16 protein-coding genes and 21 tRNA genes are annotated in these 20,986 nt (G+C 46.5%); 7 read left to right on the plus strand and 30 right to left on the minus strand.

Going from position 1 to position 20,986, the window contains the following annotated elements:
- Positions 1-17 precede the first annotated feature (17 nt).
- The gene (locus OU814_RS28955) at positions 18-1,085 is read right to left on the minus strand and encodes a hypothetical protein (RefSeq protein WP_071596163.1); all 1,068 of its coding nucleotides are present in this window, start codon (positions 1,083-1,085) and stop codon (positions 18-20) included.
- 583 nt (positions 1,086-1,668) lie between these two features.
- On the opposite strand from OU814_RS28955, the gene OU814_RS28960 reads away from it, so the two are divergent.
- Genes OU814_RS28960 through OU814_RS28970 form a run of 3 tightly spaced genes read left to right on the plus strand, consistent with a single transcriptional unit; the run spans position 1,669 to position 4,988 of the window.
- Entirely contained in the window at positions 1,669-3,042 is a 1,374-nt protein-coding gene (locus OU814_RS28960; protein ID WP_268242987.1) for an efflux RND transporter periplasmic adaptor subunit, read from the plus strand.
- Between the two features lie 9 nt (positions 3,043-3,051).
- Positions 3,052-4,266 carry an ABC transporter permease gene (locus OU814_RS28965; RefSeq protein WP_268242988.1) on the plus strand — a complete coding sequence of 405 codons (1,215 nt, stop codon included), beginning with the start codon at positions 3,052-3,054 and terminating at the stop codon, positions 4,264-4,266.
- Between the two features lie 2 nt (positions 4,267-4,268).
- Positions 4,269-4,988, plus strand: a complete 720-nt coding sequence (locus tag OU814_RS28970) for an ABC transporter ATP-binding protein (protein WP_316426451.1) — start codon at positions 4,269-4,271, stop codon at positions 4,986-4,988.
- 48 nt (positions 4,989-5,036) lie between these two features.
- Here OU814_RS28970 and OU814_RS28975 read toward each other — a convergent pair whose 3' ends face one another.
- Entirely contained in the window at positions 5,037-6,002 is a 966-nt protein-coding gene (locus tag OU814_RS28975) for a stage II sporulation protein M (RefSeq protein WP_268242989.1), read from the minus strand.
- Between the two features lie 85 nt (positions 6,003-6,087).
- On the opposite strand from OU814_RS28975, the gene OU814_RS28980 reads away from it, so the two are divergent.
- Complete coding sequence (locus tag OU814_RS28980) at positions 6,088-6,906, plus strand: hypothetical protein (RefSeq protein WP_017288426.1); 819 nt, start codon at positions 6,088-6,090, stop codon at positions 6,904-6,906.
- A 43-nt stretch (positions 6,907-6,949) separates the two neighbouring features.
- The gene (locus OU814_RS28985; protein WP_268242990.1) at positions 6,950-7,717 is read left to right on the plus strand and encodes an RDD family protein; all 768 of its coding nucleotides are present in this window, start codon (positions 6,950-6,952) and stop codon (positions 7,715-7,717) included.
- Between the two features lie 16 nt (positions 7,718-7,733).
- On the opposite strand, the gene OU814_RS28990 is transcribed toward OU814_RS28985, so the two are convergent.
- From OU814_RS28990 to OU814_RS29015, 6 genes are all read right to left on the minus strand, one after another.
- A tRNA-Ser gene (locus OU814_RS28990) sits at positions 7,734-7,817 on the minus strand.
- 82 nt (positions 7,818-7,899) lie between these two features.
- Positions 7,900-7,973, minus strand: a tRNA-Ala gene (locus tag OU814_RS28995).
- A gap of 4 nt (positions 7,974-7,977) precedes the next feature.
- Positions 7,978-8,050: transfer RNA gene (locus OU814_RS29000), tRNA-Arg, on the minus strand.
- Between the two features lie 6 nt (positions 8,051-8,056).
- A tRNA-Arg gene (locus OU814_RS29005) sits at positions 8,057-8,131 on the minus strand.
- Positions 8,132-8,156: 25 nt separating this feature from the next.
- Positions 8,157-8,230, minus strand: a tRNA-Gly gene (locus OU814_RS29010).
- 3 nt (positions 8,231-8,233) lie between these two features.
- Positions 8,234-8,310, minus strand: a tRNA-Thr gene (locus tag OU814_RS29015).
- Between the two features lie 337 nt (positions 8,311-8,647).
- On the opposite strand from OU814_RS29015, the gene OU814_RS29020 reads away from it, so the two are divergent.
- Complete coding sequence (locus tag OU814_RS29020) at positions 8,648-9,055, plus strand: HNH endonuclease (protein WP_225885739.1); 408 nt, start codon at positions 8,648-8,650, stop codon at positions 9,053-9,055.
- Between the two features lie 33 nt (positions 9,056-9,088).
- Here the strand turns inward: OU814_RS29020 and OU814_RS29025 are convergent.
- The 21 genes from OU814_RS29025 to OU814_RS29125 all read right to left on the minus strand — a co-directional run bounded on the left by OU814_RS29025 (position 9,089) and on the right by OU814_RS29125 (position 16,716).
- Positions 9,089-9,163, minus strand: a tRNA-Leu gene (locus OU814_RS29025).
- A gap of 11 nt (positions 9,164-9,174) precedes the next feature.
- Positions 9,175-9,246 (minus strand) — tRNA-Lys (locus OU814_RS29030).
- A tRNA-Ile gene (locus OU814_RS29035) sits at positions 9,247-9,324 on the minus strand. It abuts the tRNA gene before it with no gap.
- A gap of 3 nt (positions 9,325-9,327) precedes the next feature.
- Positions 9,328-9,404: transfer RNA gene (locus tag OU814_RS29040), tRNA-Leu, on the minus strand.
- 4 nt (positions 9,405-9,408) lie between these two features.
- Positions 9,409-9,481, minus strand: a tRNA-Leu gene (locus OU814_RS29045).
- 4 nt (positions 9,482-9,485) lie between these two features.
- A tRNA-Pro gene (locus tag OU814_RS29050) sits at positions 9,486-9,562 on the minus strand.
- Between the two features lie 8 nt (positions 9,563-9,570).
- Positions 9,571-9,648, minus strand: a tRNA-Leu gene (locus tag OU814_RS29055).
- Positions 9,649-9,699: 51 nt separating this feature from the next.
- A tRNA-Gln gene (locus OU814_RS29060) sits at positions 9,700-9,774 on the minus strand.
- A gap of 36 nt (positions 9,775-9,810) precedes the next feature.
- Positions 9,811-9,887 (minus strand) — tRNA-Gln (locus tag OU814_RS29065).
- Positions 9,888-9,892: 5 nt separating this feature from the next.
- Positions 9,893-9,968: transfer RNA gene (locus tag OU814_RS29070), tRNA-Asn, on the minus strand.
- Between the two features lie 21 nt (positions 9,969-9,989).
- Positions 9,990-10,062: transfer RNA gene (locus tag OU814_RS29075), tRNA-Phe, on the minus strand.
- A 13-nt stretch (positions 10,063-10,075) separates the two neighbouring features.
- Positions 10,076-10,163 (minus strand) — tRNA-Ser (locus OU814_RS29080).
- 3 nt (positions 10,164-10,166) lie between these two features.
- Positions 10,167-10,251: transfer RNA gene (locus OU814_RS29085), tRNA-Tyr, on the minus strand.
- 5 nt (positions 10,252-10,256) lie between these two features.
- Positions 10,257-10,333: transfer RNA gene (locus OU814_RS29090), tRNA-Glu, on the minus strand.
- Between the two features lie 178 nt (positions 10,334-10,511).
- A tRNA-Cys gene (locus tag OU814_RS29095) sits at positions 10,512-10,586 on the minus strand.
- Positions 10,587-10,992: 406 nt separating this feature from the next.
- Positions 10,993-11,511 (minus strand): HNH endonuclease, encoded by a 519-nt coding sequence (locus tag OU814_RS29100; protein ID WP_268242991.1) that lies wholly within the window; start codon positions 11,509-11,511, stop codon positions 10,993-10,995.
- Positions 11,512-11,841: 330 nt separating this feature from the next.
- The gene (locus OU814_RS29105) at positions 11,842-13,164 is read right to left on the minus strand and encodes an FAD-binding protein (RefSeq protein WP_268242992.1); all 1,323 of its coding nucleotides are present in this window, start codon (positions 13,162-13,164) and stop codon (positions 11,842-11,844) included.
- Between the two features lie 2 nt (positions 13,165-13,166).
- On the minus strand, positions 13,167-14,681 hold the full coding sequence (locus tag OU814_RS29110) for a GMC family oxidoreductase (RefSeq protein ID WP_268242993.1): 1,515 nt from the start codon (positions 14,679-14,681) through the stop codon (positions 13,167-13,169).
- 21 nt (positions 14,682-14,702) lie between these two features.
- Entirely contained in the window at positions 14,703-15,485 is a 783-nt protein-coding gene (locus tag OU814_RS29115; RefSeq protein WP_017288432.1) for a hypothetical protein, read from the minus strand.
- Complete coding sequence (locus OU814_RS29120) at positions 15,485-15,691, minus strand: hypothetical protein (protein ID WP_017288433.1); 207 nt, start codon at positions 15,689-15,691, stop codon at positions 15,485-15,487. Before OU814_RS29120 ends, OU814_RS29115 begins: the two co-directional genes overlap by 1 nt.
- A 20-nt stretch (positions 15,692-15,711) precedes the next feature.
- The gene (locus OU814_RS29125) at positions 15,712-16,716 is read right to left on the minus strand and encodes a hypothetical protein (RefSeq protein ID WP_268242994.1); all 1,005 of its coding nucleotides are present in this window, start codon (positions 16,714-16,716) and stop codon (positions 15,712-15,714) included.
- 486 nt (positions 16,717-17,202) lie between these two features.
- Between OU814_RS29125 and OU814_RS29130 the strand changes: the two genes are divergently transcribed.
- On the plus strand, positions 17,203-19,722 hold the full coding sequence (locus tag OU814_RS29130; RefSeq protein WP_268242995.1) for a beta strand repeat-containing protein: 2,520 nt from the start codon (positions 17,203-17,205) through the stop codon (positions 19,720-19,722).
- A gap of 148 nt (positions 19,723-19,870) precedes the next feature.
- On the opposite strand, the gene OU814_RS29135 is transcribed toward OU814_RS29130, so the two are convergent.
- Complete coding sequence (locus tag OU814_RS29135) at positions 19,871-20,971, minus strand: ABC transporter ATP-binding protein (RefSeq protein ID WP_017288436.1); 1,101 nt, start codon at positions 20,969-20,971, stop codon at positions 19,871-19,873.
- Positions 20,972-20,986: the final 15 nt, after the last annotated feature.

A 20,986-nucleotide genomic window follows, 5' to 3' on the forward strand; every position in this document is an offset into this window, starting at 1 on the left:
GAATCGCCCCGTTTTGCCTATGCTTCGCTTGTTACGTTGTCCGTGCCTTCGTCGGTTCGACGTTTCACGGGTTTGGGAAGAGGTTCCGTCCGACGCGGAGCCGCCTGTGGTTGAGGCGCAGCTCCTGACGGTCTACGATCGCCGCCACTCGGTCTACGATCGCCGAACGGTCTTCTGCCGCCACCACCGCCGCCGCCAAAACGCCCGCCTGGGCGAGAGAAGCGACCGCGTTCGATCTCCTCTTTCGACTTCTTCCGAGGCGGAATCATGCCGATCGACTTAGCAGTCATGACGACCAGATCTGCACCTTCGCGCTTCGCGTTAATTTCCCAGAAATATCCAACCGATTTTCCGGTCAACTCACCGCGCAATTTCAGCTTGAAGGCTTTTGCACGATCGTCTTTCTTGCGTGGAGCTTGCTGAATCTTAATCACCATCGACTTCTCTTCAGGCGTGTGAAAAATCACTTCGCCTCGAATCGAAAAGTAATTATCTTCTACCTCAGAAGAAGGCAGATAATTCGGGGTTTCCTCGGCTTCTGACTCTTCTTCAGACTTACTGAGATTTTCAGGCTCCCAAACTCCGACGATCTGAACATGCAGATCTTCGTGCTTCTCACGAGTGCGCGGATACACGACCCAGAGATGCTCTTGTTCGAGGTCTAAATGGTTTTTCACTAAACTCATCACCCGACCGAGCAGCACGGCTTCGATCGTGGTTCCATCTGCGGTCTTCATCTCGCCCCGCGTGAACTGTTCTTCAGACGGAGTATAGCGACCTCTCAAAAGCCCGATCGCACGATACTGCATCGGTTCGCTCGGAGCCGGAATCGGCTGCTGGCGCAAACTTGCAGGATCAAACAATTCGATCTCTGGCTCAGGAGGCTTCTCCACAGCAGGCGGAGGTGAGGTCGGAGCCGCAGGAGCAGGTTGAGGGCGCGCGACAGGTCGCACCAGCGGGCGCTGGGCGGTCGGCGGCTTTGGATCAGATGCATCTGGGGATTGTGGCATGTCAGAGCCTTCAGCCGCAGTCTCGGCGGCATAGGATTTAGGAGGCTGGAGCGGTCGGTTGGGCAAGGGACTCATAGGCTGTCATCGTCACAGGCTGAGGGCAAAAAGCAATCAGTCGCTTATTGTACTGAATGCAGGCTGGCTTTCAAGAATCCGAACGCTTTTAGACCGATTTACAAAAAAAATATTTCTCATCGGCTAAACTTGCGGTTGTTTCGGATTCTCCAGAGTGACTACGAGAATGCCATACTGGAAAATACGGCACTTCATAGACCTCTTTCTTAGCATCTTCGGCATCGTGTCAGCAAGAATACTATGCCTATGATACTGATTTCTAATGCCGTCCAAATCGCTTTGGACGGCAACAATCTTAAGATTTCCCGTGATTTGATTGAGATCAACAGAGATTTCTGCCTGTGTGTCTCTGTTCGGAAATTTCGATATAGAAATCTACCCAGCAGTAGAGAGCCTAGAATCAATACTTATGGCGCTACACGAAACCTTGACAATTACGTTAAAATTTGTAAACGAGTAATACATATCGCTTCACATCCGTCGCCTCAGGAATCTTTCGGATGCGAAATGAAGTCATTGTGAAGCAGATGTGGATTAGCGCTCCTTTGTATTTAGTGTTTCACCGAGTTTGGTGAGTTTGAACATGCAAGTTCCGTTTTTTGGCAAGGTTGGCAAAAGTCAGCCATCTCGTTGGGTATTGGCATTGCTTGCAGCAGGCGCGATCGCGATTCCAAGTGGTGTATTTCTGGCTTCACGGCAGTCTAGCCCTCGTCAGGAAACCGCTACAATTTCTGTCGAATCGAAGACCGTGACTGCGAGAATTTCAGCGAGTGGCGAGATTATCCCAGTTCGCACGGTTAATTTAAGTCCGAAAACTGCCGGGAAGATCGTTCAGTTGCTAGTCGATCAAGGCGATCAGGTGACGCAAGGACAGGTTGTGGCGCGAATGGAAAGCCAAGATATTGAAGCAGAACGCAATCAGGCTCAAGCGCGAGTTGCGGAGGCTGAGGCGAAGTTAGATCAATTGAGAGCGGGAACGCGGGTTGAAGAACTGCGCCAAGGAGAATCAGAAGTTGCGAGAGCAGAAGGCGAAGTGCAGCGAGTGCGAGGATTAGTTGCGGATGCGAACTCTGCGCTAGATTTTGCTCGAACTCAAACGCGCCGACAGCGAGATCTGGCAAGCCAGGGGGCAATTTCGGCGAATTCACTGGATGAATTTGTGCGACGGGAACAGAATGCGAGTCAAACGCTGAGTCAAGCTCGTGCGCAGTTGAGCCAAGCGGAAGCTCAATTGAGTCAAGCAAATCAACAATTAGAACAGCGCCAGAATGGGGCGCGACCGGAGGAGATTCGGCAGTCTGAGGCACAGTTAGCATCCGCGATCGCTCAGCTTCAGCAAGTCCAAAACCGTCTTGAAGATACTTTTATTCGTGCTCCTTTTTCAGGAGTCATTACTCAGCGATATGCCACCGTTGGAGCGTTTGTCACGCCGACGACTCAGGCAAGTGCGGGAGCAGATGGTTCGGCATCGACTTCGATATTCGCCTTAGCCAGTGGATTAGAAGTGCGGGCGAAAGTGCCAGAAGTGGATATTGCTCAGATCAAAAGCGGTCAAGAAGTCGATATTCGAGTCGATGCTTATCCGCAAGAAACGTTTAAAGGTCGAGTGCGCTTAATTGCTCCTGAAGCCGTGACAGAGCGGGATGTGACATCTTTCTCAGTGCGGATTGATATTCTCACAGGACGCGACAAACTGCGATCGAAGATGAATACCGATGTCAGTTTCTTAGGCGATTCGATTCCTGAAACGCTGGTTGTTCCGACGGCTGCGCTTTCAACTCAGAAAGGTAAAACGGGCGTTTGGGTTCCAGGTGAGAACAATAAACCGCGTTTCCAAACCGTGACGACTGGACTGAGTTTTGATAACGAGACTCAAATTTTAGAGGGAATTAAGGCAGGCGATCGCATTTACGTACAGCCACCTGCAGGACAGAAAATCGAGAATTCCAATCAGTAGGGTAGAGCAATGGATTTTGGTGAGAGCTTAAAAATGGCAGCGAAGACGCTGACTGCCAACAAGCTTCGCAGTAGTTTGACAATGTTGGGCATGATCATTGGCAATGCGTCGGTTATTGCCATGATTGGCATTGGACAAGGCGCGCAAAGGCTTGCTTCTGATCAATTTGAATCGTTGGGACCGAATGTATTGTTTGTGTCACCGGGCGGAAATCAGGCACGGCAACGGACGAATAATATCCCGAGAACCTTAGTCTGGGACGATGCAAAAGCGATCTCCGAACAAGTTCCGAGCGCAGCAGGCGTTTCTGCCCAGAAAAATGCTTCGTTTCCAGTGGTGTATGGCAGTCGAAATTCTACGTCGCTGATTGTGGGTGCGACTCCTGAATTCTTGACGGTGCGGAGCTTTGATGTTGAAAAAGGGCGATTTATTTCCGAGATTGACTTGAAGCGAAATCAGCGAGTCGTCACGTTGGGCGCAGATTTGGCAAATCGGTTTTTCGGAGATAAAAATCCGATCGGAGAAGAGATCCGAATTCGCAACGTCAGTTTCAAGATTGTCGGTGTTCTGCAAGCGAAAGGCTCTTTTCTTGGCAGTAACCAAGACGACGCGGCTTATATTCCTTTAACGACCATGTCGAGTACTTTGACGGGTCGATCGCCCTACGGATTAGATCTGTCGTTTATTTCGATTTCAGCGAAAGATGAAGCGAGTATTCCGGCGGCTGAGTTTCAGATTACAAACTTACTCCGACGACGACACAAAATTGTCACAGATGATGATTTCACAGTGCAAACTCAGAAAGATATTTTGCAAATCGTTGGTACGATTACGAGCGGATTGACGGCAATGCTAGCGGCGATCGCGGCTGTTTCTCTGCTGGTTGGCGGTATCGGCATTATGAACATCATGCTGGTTTCTGTGACGGAGAGAACTTCAGAGATTGGTTTACGCAAAGCGATCGGAGCATCAGGGAATGACATTCTGATGCAATTTATGATCGAAGCTGTGATTCTTTCAGCAGCAGGTGGATTAATTGGAACGATCGTTGGTGTGGGCGGTGTGGTGCTGGTAGCTGCCTTTACGCCGCTTGAAGCGATCGTTGCTCCTGCCGCTATTATTCTTGCCGTTGGAGTCTCAGGCTCGATCGGATTAGGATTTGGTGTGATTCCTGCTCGCCAAGCTGCCAAACTCGACCCCATCGTTGCGCTCCGGAGTGCTTAATCATGCCAAATTCAGTTATTATTCGCTTAGAAGAAGTTACGAAGGTCTATGGAATCGGAGATACAACTGTTCATGCTTTAGCAGGAGTCGATCTGATCGTCGAACAGGGTGAGTACTGCGCGATTATGGGGGCTTCTGGGTCGGGTAAATCGACGATGATGAACATTATCGGCTGTCTTGATCGACCCACTGCCGGACGGTACTATCTCGACGGAGAAGATGTTGCTCAGTTAGACGATCGGGCTTTAGCTCATATTCGTAATCAGAAGTTGGGCTTTGTGTTTCAGCAGTTTCATTTACTGCCGCAACTGACTGCATTAGAGAATGTGATGTTGCCGATGGTTTATGGGAATGTACCTGCTCAAGAGAGGCGCGATCGCGCAACAGAAGCTTTGATCAAAGTCGGCTTAGAGCAGCGCATGCAAAATAAGCCGACTCAGCTTTCGGGGGGACAGCAGCAACGGGTTGCCATTGCCAGAGCGATCGTCAATCGTCCGGTGCTATTGCTAGCAGATGAACCAACGGGAGCATTAGACTCGACCACGACTCAGGAAATTCTGAATATTTTCACCGAGTTGAATGCGAGTGGAATGACAGTTGTGATGGTAACGCACGAACCGGAAGTTGCTCGGTGTACTCGGCGAGTGATTTGGTTCAAAGATGGACAGGTACTCACGCCGTACTTAGCTCCAGAAGAGATAGGCGTTGCAACGGTGAGCTAAAAAATTGATCTGCTTCCAAGAGAAGATCTAGCAAGTTTCTCGCGATCGCTAAACATGCTCTCGCTGGCGACTGCAATAGCGAATCAATGCAATGAATAAGCCAATGCCTGCAAAATATTTCAGGGGATCAGGCACGATTGGACTCGGTGAGAAAAAGCCTTCAATCACGCCTGCAACAATCAACATGGGAATAACTCCAAACATGAGTTGTGCTGCCTTCAAACTGTAGACTTTAATCGCATCAATCCGTCGATACTGTCCTGGAAACAGAATGCCTCTTGCAATTAACAATCCTGCTCCGCCAGAAAAGAAGATGGCAGGAAGTTCCAACGAACCATGTGGAAACACAAACGCCCAAAATGGAAAAGCGAGATTGTTCTGTTCCACTAAAGTGCCTACCCCCCCAATCAGCAAGCCATTCATAAATAGCAAGAAGATTGTAAATAGTCCGAGTGTCATCCCCCCTGCAACGGCTCGAAAAGTCACCCCTAGATTGTTCGTCATAATCTGGCTTGCTGCTTCTGGCTCAACCCCTAGAATCGAACCCATCCAAAGTCTCCCGTCATCCCTTACAGTACGAATCAGATGATCTGGAACAATCATTTCGAGAAACTGCGGATCGCGCCAGGAAAACCACCAAGCGATTAATCCACCTAAGCAAAATATTCCGGTTGCGATCGCAGTATAGCCGAACGTCTCCTGCACCACCGCAGGCAAGCCCCATTTGTAAAAGTCGATCGCAGTTTTCCAATCTTGCTTGCGCGATCCCTGATAAATCTGACTATATCCACGAGAGGTGAGCCGTTGTAAATCCTGGACGAGCGTATTGCCAACCTGGGCTTGATTGGTGCGTGCTCTGGCTAGATCGGCAGATACCGAGCGATATAAACTGGCAAGACTTTTAATTTCTTGTGTCGAGAGCGATCGCAGTCCTCGCTTTTCTATCCGGGTGAGAAGTTCGTCTAATTGTTTCCAATTCGGCTCACGTCGAGCAATCCAGCGCTTAACATTCATAGTTTGTAAAATTTTCGGGTGTTTCGGACAACCTCGCCTAAGATAGCCTCAGACCGTACGGTTTGATTCATTCACGTCGAAATTTATGTCTAATCTTAGCCCTAGTAATCCCATTCAGCCCCTCAGTGTTGGAGATGTGATCAGTGCAGGTGTGCGTCTGTACCGCTCCAATCTCAAACGATACTTGATTTTAGTGTTGCGGACTTATCTTTGGATTTTTGTTCCCGTGTACGGATGGGCAAAAAGTGCAGAAATTACGGGTCGCATCTCTCGCCTTGCTTATCAAGAATTAATTAATCAACCAGAGACTCTCACTGAAGCTCAGCAAAACACTGAACCAAAAGTCTGGAATTTTCTAGGCGCGGGATTACTGATGGGGTTAATTGTGATTGGGATATACATGGCTTTTTTAATTGCCTTTTTCATCCTGATTGTGATTACAGCAGCATTAACAGCGGTGAATCCGCCGTTAGGAATCGTTGGTGGCTTGTTAATGGTTGTTGCATTCATATTTGGATTGTTTACTTTTATCCGGATTATGTCTCGGGTCTTTATTTATGATGCGGCGTTAGCAATCGAGGATAATCTGGATGCTTCGAGTTGTATTGGTCGCAGTTGGAATCTGACGAAAGGATCGGTCGGTCGGATTCAGTGGATTTTCTTTGTCACATTCATCCTGACGCTGATCGTCAACGTTCCTTCTCAATTTGTGGGTGCAGCGTTTCCTGTAGGGGAAGATACTGATCCTGCCATTGCTGTGACTGCCACACTCTTGTTTTTTGCGATTAGCCTAATTGGCAGTGCGTTCATTACTCCGCTGTGGCAAACCATTAAAGCGGTGGTGTACTACGATTTGAGAGCGCGACGAGAAGGTTTTGGCTTGGAATTGCGCGATCGCGGTTAAAGTGGGAATGACTTGAGATAGTCCTCCTTATCGAATCACGGTCATGAGTCTGTTTAACCACATCAAAGTCCGCACTCCAGAGAGCGTCGAATTAGAGTTTACGCTCGCAGGAATTGGCAATCGTACGATCGCGCTGATTGTGGATTACCTCATCTGGGGTGCGTTGCTGATCGGTGTATTAATGGTTTGGTTAATTCTGTCTGTCCAAATTCAGCAGTATTTTCCAAATACCAGAAACATTGAGATGTGGTTGACTGCCATTTCGATCCTGCTTTCGTTTGCCATCTACACGGGCTATTTTGTTCTGTTTGAAACCCTATGGCAGGGACAAACGCCAGGAAAACGCTATACCAAAATCCGAGTCATTCGAGATGATGGACAGCCAGTGGGGGCGACTCAGGCAATTTTACGAGCATTGGTTCGCCCGATCGATGATATTGCTTTTATCGGAATGTTGTTGATTATTCTGACGAAACGCGAAAAACGTTTGGGAGATTGGATTGCGGGAACTTTGGTTGTTCAAGAACAACGTTCGATCTCGTCTGCGAATTTTAAGCTGTCTCCAGAAGCAGACTCGCTGGCAAATCAACTAGTCGCAACTCAAAATGTCGCCGTGTTGTTACCTGATGATTTTGCGGTCATTCGGGAGTATTTGCAACGTCGATCGATGTTAGACAATCGAGCTAAAAATGATCTCAGCCTGAAGTTAGCAAGACAGGTCAGAGATTTACTAGAGATGAAAGAGCTTCCATTTGAGATGACAGCAGATTTGTTTTTGGAAGCAGTCTACTTGGCGTATCAGAGACAATAGATTCAGCAACAATAGACGGAGAGTAGAGGAATCGAACCCCCAGGTTTTACCCAGTCCTCGTTTTCAAGACGAGTTGCTTTGCCATTTAGCGATACTCTCCATTTGGGGTGACTGACGAGACTCAAACTCGCTAACACTAGTTTCACAGACTAGCTCCTCGATCACTTCGGATTCAGTCACAGTGGATTCGGCGGGATTTGAACCCGCAACCTATCGTGTGCAAGACGATCGCTCTCCCAGTTAGAGCTACGAACCCAAGGCAGGAGTGATAGGACTCGAACCTACAACATCCAGGGTCGAAACCTGGTACTCTTCCAATTGAGCTACACTCCTATGTTTTGGCGAGAGTGGTAGGACTCGAACCTACACAGATCGGTTTAGAAGACCGATGCCCTTCCATTAGACGACACTCTCAGATAGTTCTCAGATAGTAAAAAATTGGTATGGACAGCGAGACTCGAACTCGCACCCAGAGTTTGGAAGACTCTCATGCTACCGTTACACTATATCCACAAATGGGGCTGATGACAGGAATCGAACCTGCAACTAGCTACTTACAAGGTAGCTGCTCTGCCAAATTGAGCTACATCAGCAAGAACTTGAAATACTGTGTAAAACTTTCTAGACAGTTTTTCTAACGCATTTAAGAACGCTTATAGTATTTTCATGGCTATTAATCCTCCTCCAAAAACATGCCTACACTGCGGGCAACTCTTTCATAGGCGCGAAAATGAGCGTCTTTCTGACTTCAAAAAGAAGAAGTTTTGCGATCGCTCTTGCTCTGCGTCGTACAACGGTAGGATGTTTCCCAGAAAAATTACAATTTCACCAACAGGGGGTATTCTTCCCTGTCAACGATGTTCTGCACCTATTCAGCTTAAGCGAGCAGCAAGAGGTGGGTACTACAAGAGAAAGTACTGCGATTCATGTTTGAAACGTTCTCTATCCGAACATGGCACAACAGTTATTGCCAAGAATACTAAAGAGTACCAGGCTAAGAGAATCAATGTTCTATCTTTAACAAAAGCAGAATTGTTTAGTAGAAGAAAGAACTGGCAATCAGCTAGAACTAGCATTAGAAATCATGCCTCAAGAATCTATCTTGCTAGTGGTGGTCGAAAACAATGTGCTATTTGCGGGTATAGCTTGCATATAGAAATCTGCCATAGAAAGCCTGTTAGTCAATTTTCAGATCATGCTCTTATCTCCGAAATTAATGCTTTTTCAAATTTGATTGCTCTTTGTCCAAATCATCATTGGGAGCTAGATAATGGATTACTCTTGTTGAAAGAGTTGGACGCGGGGCTGGGAGTTGCACCCAGTGATCGCAGCGTATGAGACTGCCGAGCCACTCCTGCTCTACCCCCGCTATACCCCCGACTGGACTCGAACCAGCAAGACGCTTATTTTAAGTAAGCGATGTCTTCCCAATTGCATCACAGGGGCAGATGGTCTAGTGGGCGCTACAGGAATCGAACCTGTCTGAGTCTGATTAAAAGCCAGATGCATCACCGCTCTGCCAAACGCCCTGGTACACCGAGCAGGACTCGAACCTGCTAGTAACACGCTCATCAGGCGTGCGCGTAGACCACTTCCGCCTTCGGTGCATTTGGTACTCCCGACAGGACTTGAACCTGCATAAACTCCGTCCCTCAAACGGAGGCGTTTACCGTTTCGCCACGAGAGCACAGTACCCCTGGTGGGAGTCGAACCCACAAAACCTGGTTTCTAAGACCAGTGCATATTCCGTTCTGCTACAAGGGTGAATTGGTCGGGATAGTAAGATTTGAACTTACAACCTTCGACTCCCAAAGTCGCCGCGCTACCAAATTGCGCCATACCCCGATCGTGTTTGGTACTCCTGATGAGATTTGAACTCATACATGAACTATTTTTGAGATAGTTGCCTCTACCAGTTGGGCTACAGGAGCAAAAGACAGGAGGATAGAAGTGCTGACCCAAAAGCATTTCATGCCTCCCGACTGGGAAGGAAGGAATCGAACCTTCAACCATCTGTTTCAAAGACAGATCGCTTTACCTAATTTGCGCACTTCCCACTATCGATTTGAATGATCTGAATGATTTGAATAGTTTGGATGCCGAGGTTGGATTTGAACCAACATCTCCATGATTCAGAGTCATAGCAACTTTCCAAGTCGTCCACTCGGCATTGATTGGCTGCCCTAGTAGGATTTGAACCTACATCCCTCCGATTAACAGTCGGATGCTCTGCCAGTTGAGCTATGGGGCAATGTTCCTGAAGATTTCAGGATGGGAATGGCAGGGATCGAACCCGCGTCCTCAGAGCTTCAACCTGATGCTAAAACCAACTCAGCTACATTCCCTGAAAAGTTTGTTTGGCGGAGAGAGTGGGAGTCGAACCCACAGAGGGGATTAAACCTCGATCGTTTAGCAAACGACTTGCCTTGCCAATGGCGACCTCTCCATTTGGTGGGTCGAGTTGGATTTGAACCAACGATGCTTGCGCAACCGTTTTACAGACGGCTTCCTTGATCAGACTTGGATATCGACCCAGATTTGGCAGTGCTGACGGGAGTTGAACCCGCAAACGCAACTTTGAAAGAGTTGTGGCTTTACCAATTTGCCTACAGCACCATGAAATTTGATTTGGCGAAGGGACTGAGACTCGAACTCAGATCGTCGGTTTTGGAGACCGAAATGTTACCGTTACACCATCCCAACGTGTTTGGTCGCAGTGCGGGGAGTTGAACCCCGAATGTCTTGGATATGAATCAAGATCCTGACCGTCAGGACACTGCAAAACTTTAGAATTTGGAGTCCGGGAGGGGAATCGAACCCCTGTTGAGCAGATTTGCAGTTTGCCGCCTTCCCACTTGGCTACCCGGACAGGCGAGGATAACGAGATTTGGCACAAGATTTGAACCTTGCGATTTCTGGCTTGATAGTTCAGTGCTTGACTCGGCTGAACTACATCCTCTCAAGAAGCAGGTAAGATTGCTAGGCTTACCTGCTCTGGATCATATGGGTGAACTATTCAGTTTTCATGGTTCAGAAGTTAGTGCAGTCTAAAGTAGTGTTCGCCGTTGCAAAAAGCCTTCACTTTGCACTTTTGAAACGGCTTCGGCTTGTTTTCGCCGATCCGATGCTGATTGATCTCTGCGTCGATCCCAGCTAAAGTTCCAGGAGTCCGATCGCGGATGTCTTAGAAACAGAATCATTTCGTCGCCTCCGGTTTGTCTTCTTTCGTACTACATTAATACTACATTCTGTATTACAGGGTTGTCAAGAGCGTACTACAACTTTTTTTCAGATGCCTTCCAGAACTGTTCAGCAAAGGCAATTGCGGGATGAATCGGGGCTTTTGGCTTGGTTTTCAGCTTCATTCCGAGTTCAGACAAAAAGCGATCGCTTTTTTTAGAATTACAACCTGCACAAGCAGTCACAACGTTATCCCAAGAATGGCTTCCACCTCTGGAACGGGGAATCACATGGTCGATCGTCAGATGCTTGGTGCTGCCGCAGTATTGGCAAGTATGACTGTCTCGTCGGAGAACTTCTCGGCGACTGACTGCTGGCACTTTCCAATGCCGTTCTGGATTCGATCCCGTTAAACGGATGTGCTCAGAAACATGTAGTACAACATTGGGAGAACGAACTTCCCATTGCTGAGCATCTTCAAAATCGAGTGCTTCAGCTTGTCCAGAAATAATCAGAACAATTGCACGTTTGATGTTGATGCGCGCGATCGGTAAATAGTTTTTAGAAAAAACCACGATCGACGCTTGTAATATATGTGGTTCAGTTGCCTGCATGACGGTTTCACTCCTAAAAAAGAACCCCGCTCCTGATGTGCCAGAAGCGGGGAAAGGGTGGTGAGTAAATGCCCTTACGCTGGAGATAGAATCTCCCGATTTCGCCCGCTTTTTGCACCATGATTTTTCAGCCAGTTTTCCGACATGCACGCACTTTCTACACCCGGAACTGGGGCAGAGGTGCAGTCACATAAATGGGAAAAGCCGTAAATCATTGCGATGTAGTATCTGTAGTATGATTTATTTACATACTACAGATATATTACAAATTTGTCCAGGCGATTTCGGGAATTTTTTCGTCAATTCAGCTTTGAGCGATCGTCAATCTCGTTAGAAACTCTCTCGATTCAAATTCGACAACCCATGTTGACGACGTAACTCATGCAAGGTGAGATAGTCTGCACCATAAAACGCTTGCTTTTGCCGTTCGTCCATCTCATTGCAGCCATAAAGATAAGGACGACCTCCTAGAGCACAACATTGTTGTAGTGCCATTTGTAAAACTGGAAGCGTCTTGGTCAGCAGCATCGGGTTCCAGCGGCTCACCATTGTGTAAAGCCCCACGCTAAAGAGTAATGTTCCTTTCGGTGCTGGAAGAAAAGCAAAATTCGTATGGTCTACTGGGCGACGAATCATGAGAATGTAAATTGCTTTGAGTGCTTCAGATAGAGGCTGTTCTCTCATCAAAGGTTCCAGAAATTCCATGAAGCGAACTACGTTAGCATAGTCAAAGATATAATCTGTCCAAATCTGAAAATGATCTGGGAATGCGGAAAGCCAGACATCTCTGCGCGCTTGTAGCTGAAAGGGAAAATCCTGCTCAGTCTTGACTTGATCTGAATCTTGATACAAAGCAGGGGCAATACAAGCGTCACTAAATTGCTCTTGCTGGCTCATATAACCATACTCAGAAGCAATCTCATTCAAAGAGATATAGCCATTGAAATGCTGAATTCCACTGTTCGGGGCAGCTAGCTCTGGTAAAAACTCCAGCATTTCAGAAACGCTATCATGCTGTCGCTTAACAGTATGTGTAAATTTTGAGAAGGGCTGAGTCTGCATTACGACTTTGTCAATAATGCCAACTTGTCCTAATCCTGCCAAAGCAAAGCGGAACAGCGTTTCATTCTCGTGCGGAGAACACCAAAGAACCTGTCCATTCGGCTGAATCAAACGCAGGCGACGAACTTGATCGACTTGGAAACCATGCGCGATCGAATTCAGCCCCATTCCACCTACTGAAAGCGTTCCACCCACTGACAAATCCAGATAATCAGTCAGAACGGCTGATTGTCTGCCTGCCTGGTTCAAACATTCCTCAACCGCACGCCAACAGCTTCGCCCCGAAACTTCAACCAAGCCATCTTCTAAGAACTCAACTTCAGCCGATCGACTAAAGTTTTCAAGAAGAATGCCTCCAGAATTGAGACTCTGCCCATTACATGAATGACCAGCCCCTCGAACTGTTAGCGAAGTTCCAGTCGTCTGAGCCACTTCTAACGCATGAAGAATATCTTTCTCCTGATGCGCTGTTACTAAAATGCCAGGTTGCTTGCGTCGCAACCCTCCGAAATCAGTTTGATACTGTGCAGGCACAATATCTGTAACTTCGCCCTGTATGCCTTGCCGAAGTGAATCTAGAATGTCAGACATAATTACTTATCCAGAATCATTTGAGCTGCTTTCTCACCAATCATGATGCAGCTTGCGTTAGTATTCCCACTCACAATCACAGGCATAATCGAGGCATCGGCAACTCTCAGTCCTTCAACCCCATGGACTCGGAGCTTTGAGTCCACTACTGCCATTTCATCTTGTCCCATTTTGCAGGTTCCAACAGGATGCCAAATCGTCGTTGCCTGAGTGCGAATGAGACTGTTCAAGTCATCGACATCTGCTGTAAATTCGCCGCCATTGAACTCCATTAAGCTTGAAGTATGAGTCAGTTCACGAGCGAGCTGAATCCCTTGTCGTAATACTTTCAAATCACGATCGCAACTCAAATAATTTGGATCAATCCTTGCTGAATCCAACGGATTGGCAGAGCGCAAATTGATCTGACCTCGACTTTCAGGTTTGGCTAACGTTGGCGCACAAAAAAACACAGAATCTTCGATCGACAATTCTTGAGGAATCAATCCACGCATATTTCCTGTGAAGTGAAATTGTAAATCTGGTGCTTCATGCTGATCATCTGTATTGACGAATAATCCGGCTTCTCCTAGAAAAGTAGGAAGCTCAAGATTTTGTTTAGCTCGATACATCAAAACCATCATCAGATGATCGTGTAAGTTCTGTCCGACTCCTGGCAAATTGACTTGAACTGAAATGTCGTGCGCTTTAAGCTGAGCGGTAGAACCAATCCCAGAAAGCATTAAAAGTTTGGGTGAGTCGATCGCTCCTGCACAAAGAATGACTTCTTGATTGCAGTAAACTCGCTGAATTTCACCTGCTTGAATATATTCCACACCAATGGCACGATTGCCTTTTAGCAAAATACGAGTGACTTGGACTTGTGTCTGAATCGTTAGATTCGAGCGGTGGAGAACCGGATTGAGAAATGCGATCGCGGCATTACATCTTCGCCCATCTGGAGTTACATTCACTTGATAAATGCCCGCTCCATTTTCTTGCTGCTCCCCATTAAAATCCCAATCTACGCCATAGCCAAGTTCTCTGCCTGCTTGCACAAAAGCTCTTGAAACGGCAGTGGGTTCAGGACAGTACCGAACACTCATCTCCCCACCAATTCCATGAAAATCAGAGACATCTCCAGCATAATTCTCTGACTTCTTGAAGATGGGAAGTACTTCATCGTAGCTCCATCCCTCATTCCCTAAGTTCTTCCAGCCATCAAAATCATGACGGCTGCCTCGAACGTAGATCATCGCGTTAATACTACTGCATCCCCCTAAAACTTTGCCTCGTGACATGAAGATGCGGCGGTTACAGAGTCCAGGCTGTTCCTCAGTGAAGTAAGACCAATCGTGTTGAGATCCCCAAAGACTAAATAATTCCGACGGTTGATCAATATTAGAATGCTTTGCTGAACCTCCTGCTTCTAAGACTAAAACAGTAGTGTCAGAATCAGCACTGAGACGATTCGCAATTACACATCCAGCGGAACCCGCACCGATCACGACATAGTCAAACGACTGCTGCTGTAGCATCCCGCCTACTCCAAGGTTCTTTTAGATTCCAGCGAAGTTCCCGACTGGAGGCGATGAAAAGTCAGTGCCATCATTGATGATTTTGATTGCAGATGCCATGCGCTCCATCTGCGATCGCAACTCTGGATAGTCTTGCATTGTATTCACGAATCGCCCTGCCTTGTCTTGAAACTCAATGCCATTAAAGAAATTCATGACAAGATAGTTGCCTTCATACCAAATAAAACCATAAGACGTGAGATGAAGTTCTTGATAACTATCGAGATGCGAATCCCAAGCATCGCTCGGAGCAATGAATAACTCTGGAATACCCGACTGAGGCATGTTATCCCCCAAGCCACTATGCATTTTGTAAGTGACTTGAAATGACCATCTATCTGTTTCAATCTGTTCTAGTTCTTCAATTTGGGTCGGAATTGAAACAGGAGATGGATCTCCCATGCGGCGAAGCCAACCTAAGTTATCTCGATTGCCAAGTTCAGCAAAAATCTCTGGCGGTAGTCTCTGCCCATCAACAGATGGAATCACATAGACCCCAAAAAAGGCATGAAAATAAGGACTCGTTGCATCAAAATGAGCAGAGTAAGAACAACCAGGGGTAGGTGCAGGAAACAGCAAATAGCTTGTCCCCTTGAGATCTTGAATGGCATCCCCACATTGAATGTGTTGCCAGTGAGGTTGCATGGCAAGGCAGAAAATCTTAGGCAACCAACCTGCTTCAACGCGAAAGACAGGGCGCGGATTCCATCCTCTCAAGTTAAAAATTGTTTGGACGGTAGGAGCGGATTGTAGTTGTTTCAGCATTAATAGTTGACCTGTTCGTTTGCCTCTAATAATGCATTCTGGTTTTGATAAAGCATCTCAATATCAAAGGATTCCAGATGGTAACCTTTGCTGACAAACCACGATTGCATCTGCTCAGCTTCGGGAAAAGGTAGAACAAGATTGAGTTCTTGAAGCAAATCGGTTTGAGTTGTGATATCTAAAATGAAATCGGTGTAAGTTTTCATGAGAGTACTTCCTATTGAAGTCAAATTGTAGATAATTCTTCCAAGGGGCAAGCGAGTTGCCGCAACTCAGAAGCATAGGTTTTGAGGGAAATTGATTCTGCTGCCTGTTGGGCTTCCCTTAACCAGAGAAGAATGTAAGAAACGAGAGTAGAAAGCAATTTCGTTTCTTCGAGATGCTGTTGCAGAATTCTCCATTCAGGAGACTGATGATTTTTCCCTCCGCACCCCAACCAGACGAGTTGGTATTCTGGAGACAGTAGGTGATACACAGCTGAGAGTTCCCCTGCAAAGGCATCGCTGCTACAGTCGCGCAAATCATCTAACAGTCGCCATGCAATACAAAATGCCTCGTAAGCAGTTTGAACCGCGATCGCATCACTTCCTGTACGATGTGCAGTCAACATCGGTGAAATTAAGGTCGTACTCAACTGCTTACGGAACAATTCGCAGTAAGCATCCAACCCAACTACTGGAGTCGGGCAATGTACCCCACTAAAGTATCGAGCTAACAGAGAGTTAACAATCGTTTCGCCTTCAGGTAAACATTTAGCAAGAGATAAGGTCTCTTGATTAAACTTCATCCATGCCTGTGTTCTCAGTTGCAGGAGGAGATGGCTTGGTGCAAGCTGCCCATCTGAAATGTGATCGTCCAGCATATGTAGGAAATATGCCATTGCCTGTGCGCTCAAGGCAGCTTTTAGCTCATCTTGTTGCAGAGTAGGCTGATTTTGCTGCATCCAATAGATGATCGACCAACTTGGAGTATAGAATTTCGTAAAGAAGTTCACCAAGTTTGAGAGTTGAAACCCTGTGTAGTGTCTTTGAATTGTGAGAAGAGCAGATCCGCGCAATGGCTCTGGGAGGGCGCGACATAGCTCAATCATTTGGCGATTCATGAAGGAGAGCATTGAAGTTTGCTCTGGATTGAGTGACACCTGACCAAAATTGACGGATTCAAATTCTGGGACAGTTAAGAGCTTTGCTGAATGATCGGATGAGATTCGAGAGAGCGCTAGAGCATGCATGATTTAACTGAAAATCGAGTAGGTCATGGTTTCTGCACCTTGATGAAATTGGGTTGAGTAATAGCGAGAAGGTAGTACTCAAGTCAATTGTGGTTTCATCTTGAGCTTTTAGCCTATCAATTTATTTCTTCTATTTAATTCAGTATTAACACTAAATTTTCAGCCTGAAAAAATTGGAATTTAGGCTTTTTATAAATGTGAAGCTCTTATACATCAAGATTCAATGAAGATTTTATATATTAATTGATTTGCTTAGAATTGAGCTTTAACTCAATACGAATCCGCTGTTTTAAACAGAGCAAAATCTTTAGAATTCGTGAAATATGTTGCTTTGTCTAAGTTAATTTTTAATAAAATAGAGTGAAAAAATGGCGAATCCTGCTATCAATTTTCTGAAGATTGGATTAATTATATCTTTACGAAAAAAGTTGACTCAAACTATTATCTTTTGGGCACATTAAAGTTGAATTATGCTCTGTTCTCCTTATGCGCCCTTTACTTTGTTCCCTTGGTTTAACTAGTATTGCGCTGCTTGGATTAAGCTTTGCACGTCCAGCATCTGCTCAGCTTCGAGTGGTTGAAGATGGTACGTTATCGACAAAAGTCACCTCTCCAGATGGATTAAACTTCACGATCGATTTTGGCGATCGTATGGGTAATAACCTATTCCACAGTTTCCGGGAGTTCTCAATTCCGACATCGGGATCGGCGAGATTCAATCATGCCTCAGAGATTCAGAACATCTTCAGTCGAGTGACAGGCGGCACTGTATCTAATATTAATGGTTTGATTGAAGCGCAAGGCACTGCTAATGTGTTTCTGCTCAATCCAGCGGGGATTCTCTTTGGTGCGAATGCACAGTTGAATATTGGCGGCTCTTTTGTTGGGACAACAGCTTCTAGTATTCGGTTCGCAGATGGTGCAGAATTTAGAGCAACAGATCTTAATGCGCGTCCTTTACTAACCGTCAGTGCCCCGATTGGCGTGCAGTTTGGGCAACCTGCTGGAGCAATCCAAGTTCAAGGTATTGGACATCCATTAACGGGTAGAACACGTCCAGATGTGAGAAATCCTCTTGTAGGTGCAGGAACGAGCACAACAGGATTGAGCGTAAAGTCTGGAAAGACGTTGGCTTTGATTGGCTCTGGCGTAACACTTAATGGCGGAATTCTCAGTGCACCTGAGGGGCATTTGGCGTTGGGTAGTGTCAGTTCAGGTTATGTAAGCCTTCTGCCCAATGCACAGGGCTGGCAGCTAGGCTATGAACAAGTCCAGGGCAAGCAGAACATTCAACTATCTCAGAAGGCTCTACTCGATGCGAGTGGTTTAGGAAATGGATCTATCCAGCTTGATGGTGCTCAGATCTCGCTAAGTGGAGGGTCTGTTGCGCTGATTCAGAATCAAGGAACGGTATCTTCTGGTCAAATTCAAATTCGCGCTTCTGAAAAGCTTTATCTGAGCGGCACGACACCAGATGGCACGATTCAGACTGGGCTGCACATGCAACAAGTCAATACGGGAAATGGAAATGAGATTAATATTGTTGCGCCACAGGTTGAAGTACTAGCGGGGGCTGGAATTAGCAGTAAAACCTTTGGCAGTGCTAATACAGGAAATATCAGAATTTATGCTGATCAAGCAGTCCGAGTACAGGATTTTTCAGCGATCGATTCTTCTAATTTCTCTTCGATTACTAACTACACTTATAGTCGAAGCAGCGGTGCAGGAAATACAGGCAATATCAGTATTTCAACTCGTGAGTTGAGCAGTGTAAATGGAGGATCGATTGGGCTTGGGACTTTGGGCGCTGGCTCAACCGGAAACCTAGATATTAAAGCAACTGAGTCTGTAGAATTGGGAGGAGAAGAGCCGAAATTCCGGCAGTTTAGTACTTTGTTTGATGTCTCTTTTGGAACAGGAAATGCAGGCAACCTCACGCTTGATACAAAGCGATTGTTGATTCGGGACGGGGGACGGCTTGGTGCTTCGACGGTTGCTTTTGGTAATGCTGGAAATATTACCGTCAATGCAAGTGAATCTGTAACTGTGAAAGGAATTGCGCCTGTTGCCAGAATTCCTAGCCAAATTAGTTCTGCTGGCAATATTCTGCCAGAGAGCGTACGGTTGCTCTACAATACTCCACGTTTGCCAAGTGGGAATGCAGGCAGCGTCACGATCAATACTGATCGTTTACAGGTAGCAAATGGCGCACTGGTCACAGTGAGAAATCTTGGCTCTGGAAATGCTGGAAACTTGAATGTCAATGCAAATTCAATTTATCTAGATCAAAGAGGAAGTCTTGCTGCTTCGACGACGGTTGGCAATGGTGGAAATATGAATCTTCAAGTTCAAGAGTCGATCATCATGCGTCGTGGAAGTGGAATCACGGCTGAGGCGAGGGGAGGAGGCAATGGAGGCAATCTTACTGTCAATGCGCCGATTCTACTAGGGTTAGAAAACAGTGATATTGTTGCTAGGGCTGAGCGAGGCAATGGCGGTAATATTCAAATTACGACTCAAGGCATTTTTGGCTTAAAGTTTCGATCGCAGCAGACCCCTGAAAATGACATTACTGCGAGTTCGGATTTTGGTGTGAATGGCAGTGTTGCCATTAAGAGTCCTGATGTAGATATCAATGCAGGATTGTTGCAATTACCTGTTGAGTTCCTTGACGCAGGACAGCAAGTTGCAAAAGGATGTTCAGCGCTCGAAGGCAGCCGTTTTGTCGTCACAGGGCGAGGTGGAATTCCAGAAGATCCGACTCATGCTGTGGCTCACAATTCGGTCTGGTCTGATTTGCGAGATCTTGCTGATTTAAAATTGTCAAACGGTCGTGCATCTCGCTCAACAGTGTCTTCGGGCAGTGAAATGCATGAAATGATGGTAGAGGCAACCGAATGGCGACGCAATGCGGCGGGTCAGGTTGAATTAATTGCGAAACACGCCCCTGTATCATCAATTTCCGCACTGAATTGCGCTGGAGAAAACATTAATTCAGCACCTTAGTTAAAAGATTGAGTATTCTGAGATTTCCAAATAAGGTTAGCACTGAGAGCTATACAGGCATTGCTGTAATCTATTATCAAATAAACCTATACCCCTCAAGTCTTCAGGCAGTGAAGATTTGAGGGGTAAATTGCAGATTGCAACAGAGCTATGCCATCACATGCGATCGCGCATCTGTTATGCGATCGCCCGTTGCCACATCAAACCAATGAATGGTTTCATCTGAAAAGGCTAACTGCACGGCACTTCCTGCTTTTAAGCCCGAATGGACTGGGAGGATCGCGCGCAGGTTGATCGGTTCACTTGTTCCATGTCCGATCCGTACACTGACCAAATCGTGCATGCCTAAATTCTCGGTTAGGAACACTTCACCCTCTAGCGTCGGTTCATTGCGGTTTTGCGCAAGATGCACATGCTCAGGACGAATTCCTAAGATAATCTCTTGAGCGCTAACGCTTCGGGGTAGAGGAATTTTAGTATTGCCCACGATCGCATTGCCATTCTGACAAGGAACCCGTAAAAAGTTCATCTGTGGGCTACCAATAAAGCCTGCAACAAATTGATTGGCAGGTTGGCTGTAGATCACATCAGGTCGATCGAACTGTTGCAGGTAACCATTATTCAGCACAGCTACTTTGGTTGAAAGGGTCATTGCTTCAGTCTGGTCGTGCGTCACGTAAACAACAGGCGCATTTTGTGAACCAAACAATTGCTTCAATTCAGCCCGGACGTGTTCCCGGAGTAACGCATCCAAGTTACTCAGCGGTTCGTCTAGTAGGAATAAATCAGGACGACGAACCAAGGTTCTTGCGACTGCAACTCGCTGTCGCTGTCCGCCAGACAGTTGACCCGGCTTACGATTCATCAGATCATGCAATCCTAGGAAATCTGCGACCTCACGAATTCTTTCTTTGATCTCTGCATGGGGCGTTTTCCGCAGTTTTAGCCCGGATGCGATGTTGTCATACACGGTCATGTGCGGATAGAGTGCATAGCTTTGAAAGACCATTGCAATATTGCGATCGCCCGGATTCAAGCGGCTCACATCCCGACCATTGATCAGGATTTGTCCACTAGTCGGCTGTTCTAATCCCGCAATCAAGCGCAAGATCGTCGATTTACCGCATCCTGAAGGTCCTAACAAAGTGAGAAATTCGCCTTGTTCGACACTCAAGTTAATGTCTTTTACAGGAACAATTTGCTGAGTGTAAGCTTTTCTCAAGTTAATGAGTTCTAGTTTCTTATCCATGATGTTTGAGAAGAG

The sequence above is a fragment of the Leptolyngbya sp. GGD genome (assembly GCF_026735145.1).
Taxonomy (GTDB): Bacteria; Cyanobacteriota; Cyanobacteriia; order Leptolyngbyales; family Leptolyngbyaceae; genus Leptolyngbya; species Leptolyngbya boryana.

Excerpts from the sequence above, each read along its gene's own strand:
- OU814_RS28955 (WP_071596163.1), bottom strand. The coding sequence starts at position 1,085 with ATGAGTCCCTTGCCCAACCGACCGCTCCAGCCTCCTAAATCCTATGCC.
- OU814_RS28960 (WP_268242987.1), top strand. The coding sequence starts at position 1,669 with ATGCAAGTTCCGTTTTTTGGCAAGGTTGGCAAAAGTCAGCCATCTCGT.
- OU814_RS28965 (WP_268242988.1), top strand. The coding sequence starts at position 3,052 with ATGGATTTTGGTGAGAGCTTAAAAATGGCAGCGAAGACGCTGACTGCC.
- OU814_RS28970 (WP_316426451.1), top strand. The coding sequence starts at position 4,269 with ATGCCAAATTCAGTTATTATTCGCTTAGAAGAAGTTACGAAGGTCTAT.
- OU814_RS28975 (WP_268242989.1), bottom strand. The coding sequence starts at position 6,002 with ATGAATGTTAAGCGCTGGATTGCTCGACGTGAGCCGAATTGGAAACAA.
- OU814_RS28980 (WP_017288426.1), top strand. The coding sequence starts at position 6,088 with ATGTCTAATCTTAGCCCTAGTAATCCCATTCAGCCCCTCAGTGTTGGA.
- OU814_RS28985 (WP_268242990.1), top strand. The coding sequence starts at position 6,950 with ATGAGTCTGTTTAACCACATCAAAGTCCGCACTCCAGAGAGCGTCGAA.
- OU814_RS29100 (WP_268242991.1), bottom strand. The coding sequence starts at position 11,511 with ATGCAGGCAACTGAACCACATATATTACAAGCGTCGATCGTGGTTTTT.
- OU814_RS29105 (WP_268242992.1), bottom strand. The coding sequence starts at position 13,164 with ATGTCTGACATTCTAGATTCACTTCGGCAAGGCATACAGGGCGAAGTT.
- OU814_RS29110 (WP_268242993.1), bottom strand. The coding sequence starts at position 14,681 with ATGCTACAGCAGCAGTCGTTTGACTATGTCGTGATCGGTGCGGGTTCC.
- OU814_RS29115 (WP_017288432.1), bottom strand. The coding sequence starts at position 15,485 with ATGCTGAAACAACTACAATCCGCTCCTACCGTCCAAACAATTTTTAAC.
- OU814_RS29120 (WP_017288433.1), bottom strand. The coding sequence starts at position 15,691 with ATGAAAACTTACACCGATTTCATTTTAGATATCACAACTCAAACCGAT.
- OU814_RS29125 (WP_268242994.1), bottom strand. The coding sequence starts at position 16,716 with ATGCATGCTCTAGCGCTCTCTCGAATCTCATCCGATCATTCAGCAAAG.
- OU814_RS29130 (WP_268242995.1), top strand. The coding sequence starts at position 17,203 with ATGCGCCCTTTACTTTGTTCCCTTGGTTTAACTAGTATTGCGCTGCTT.
- OU814_RS29135 (WP_017288436.1), bottom strand. The coding sequence starts at position 20,971 with ATGGATAAGAAACTAGAACTCATTAACTTGAGAAAAGCTTACACTCAG.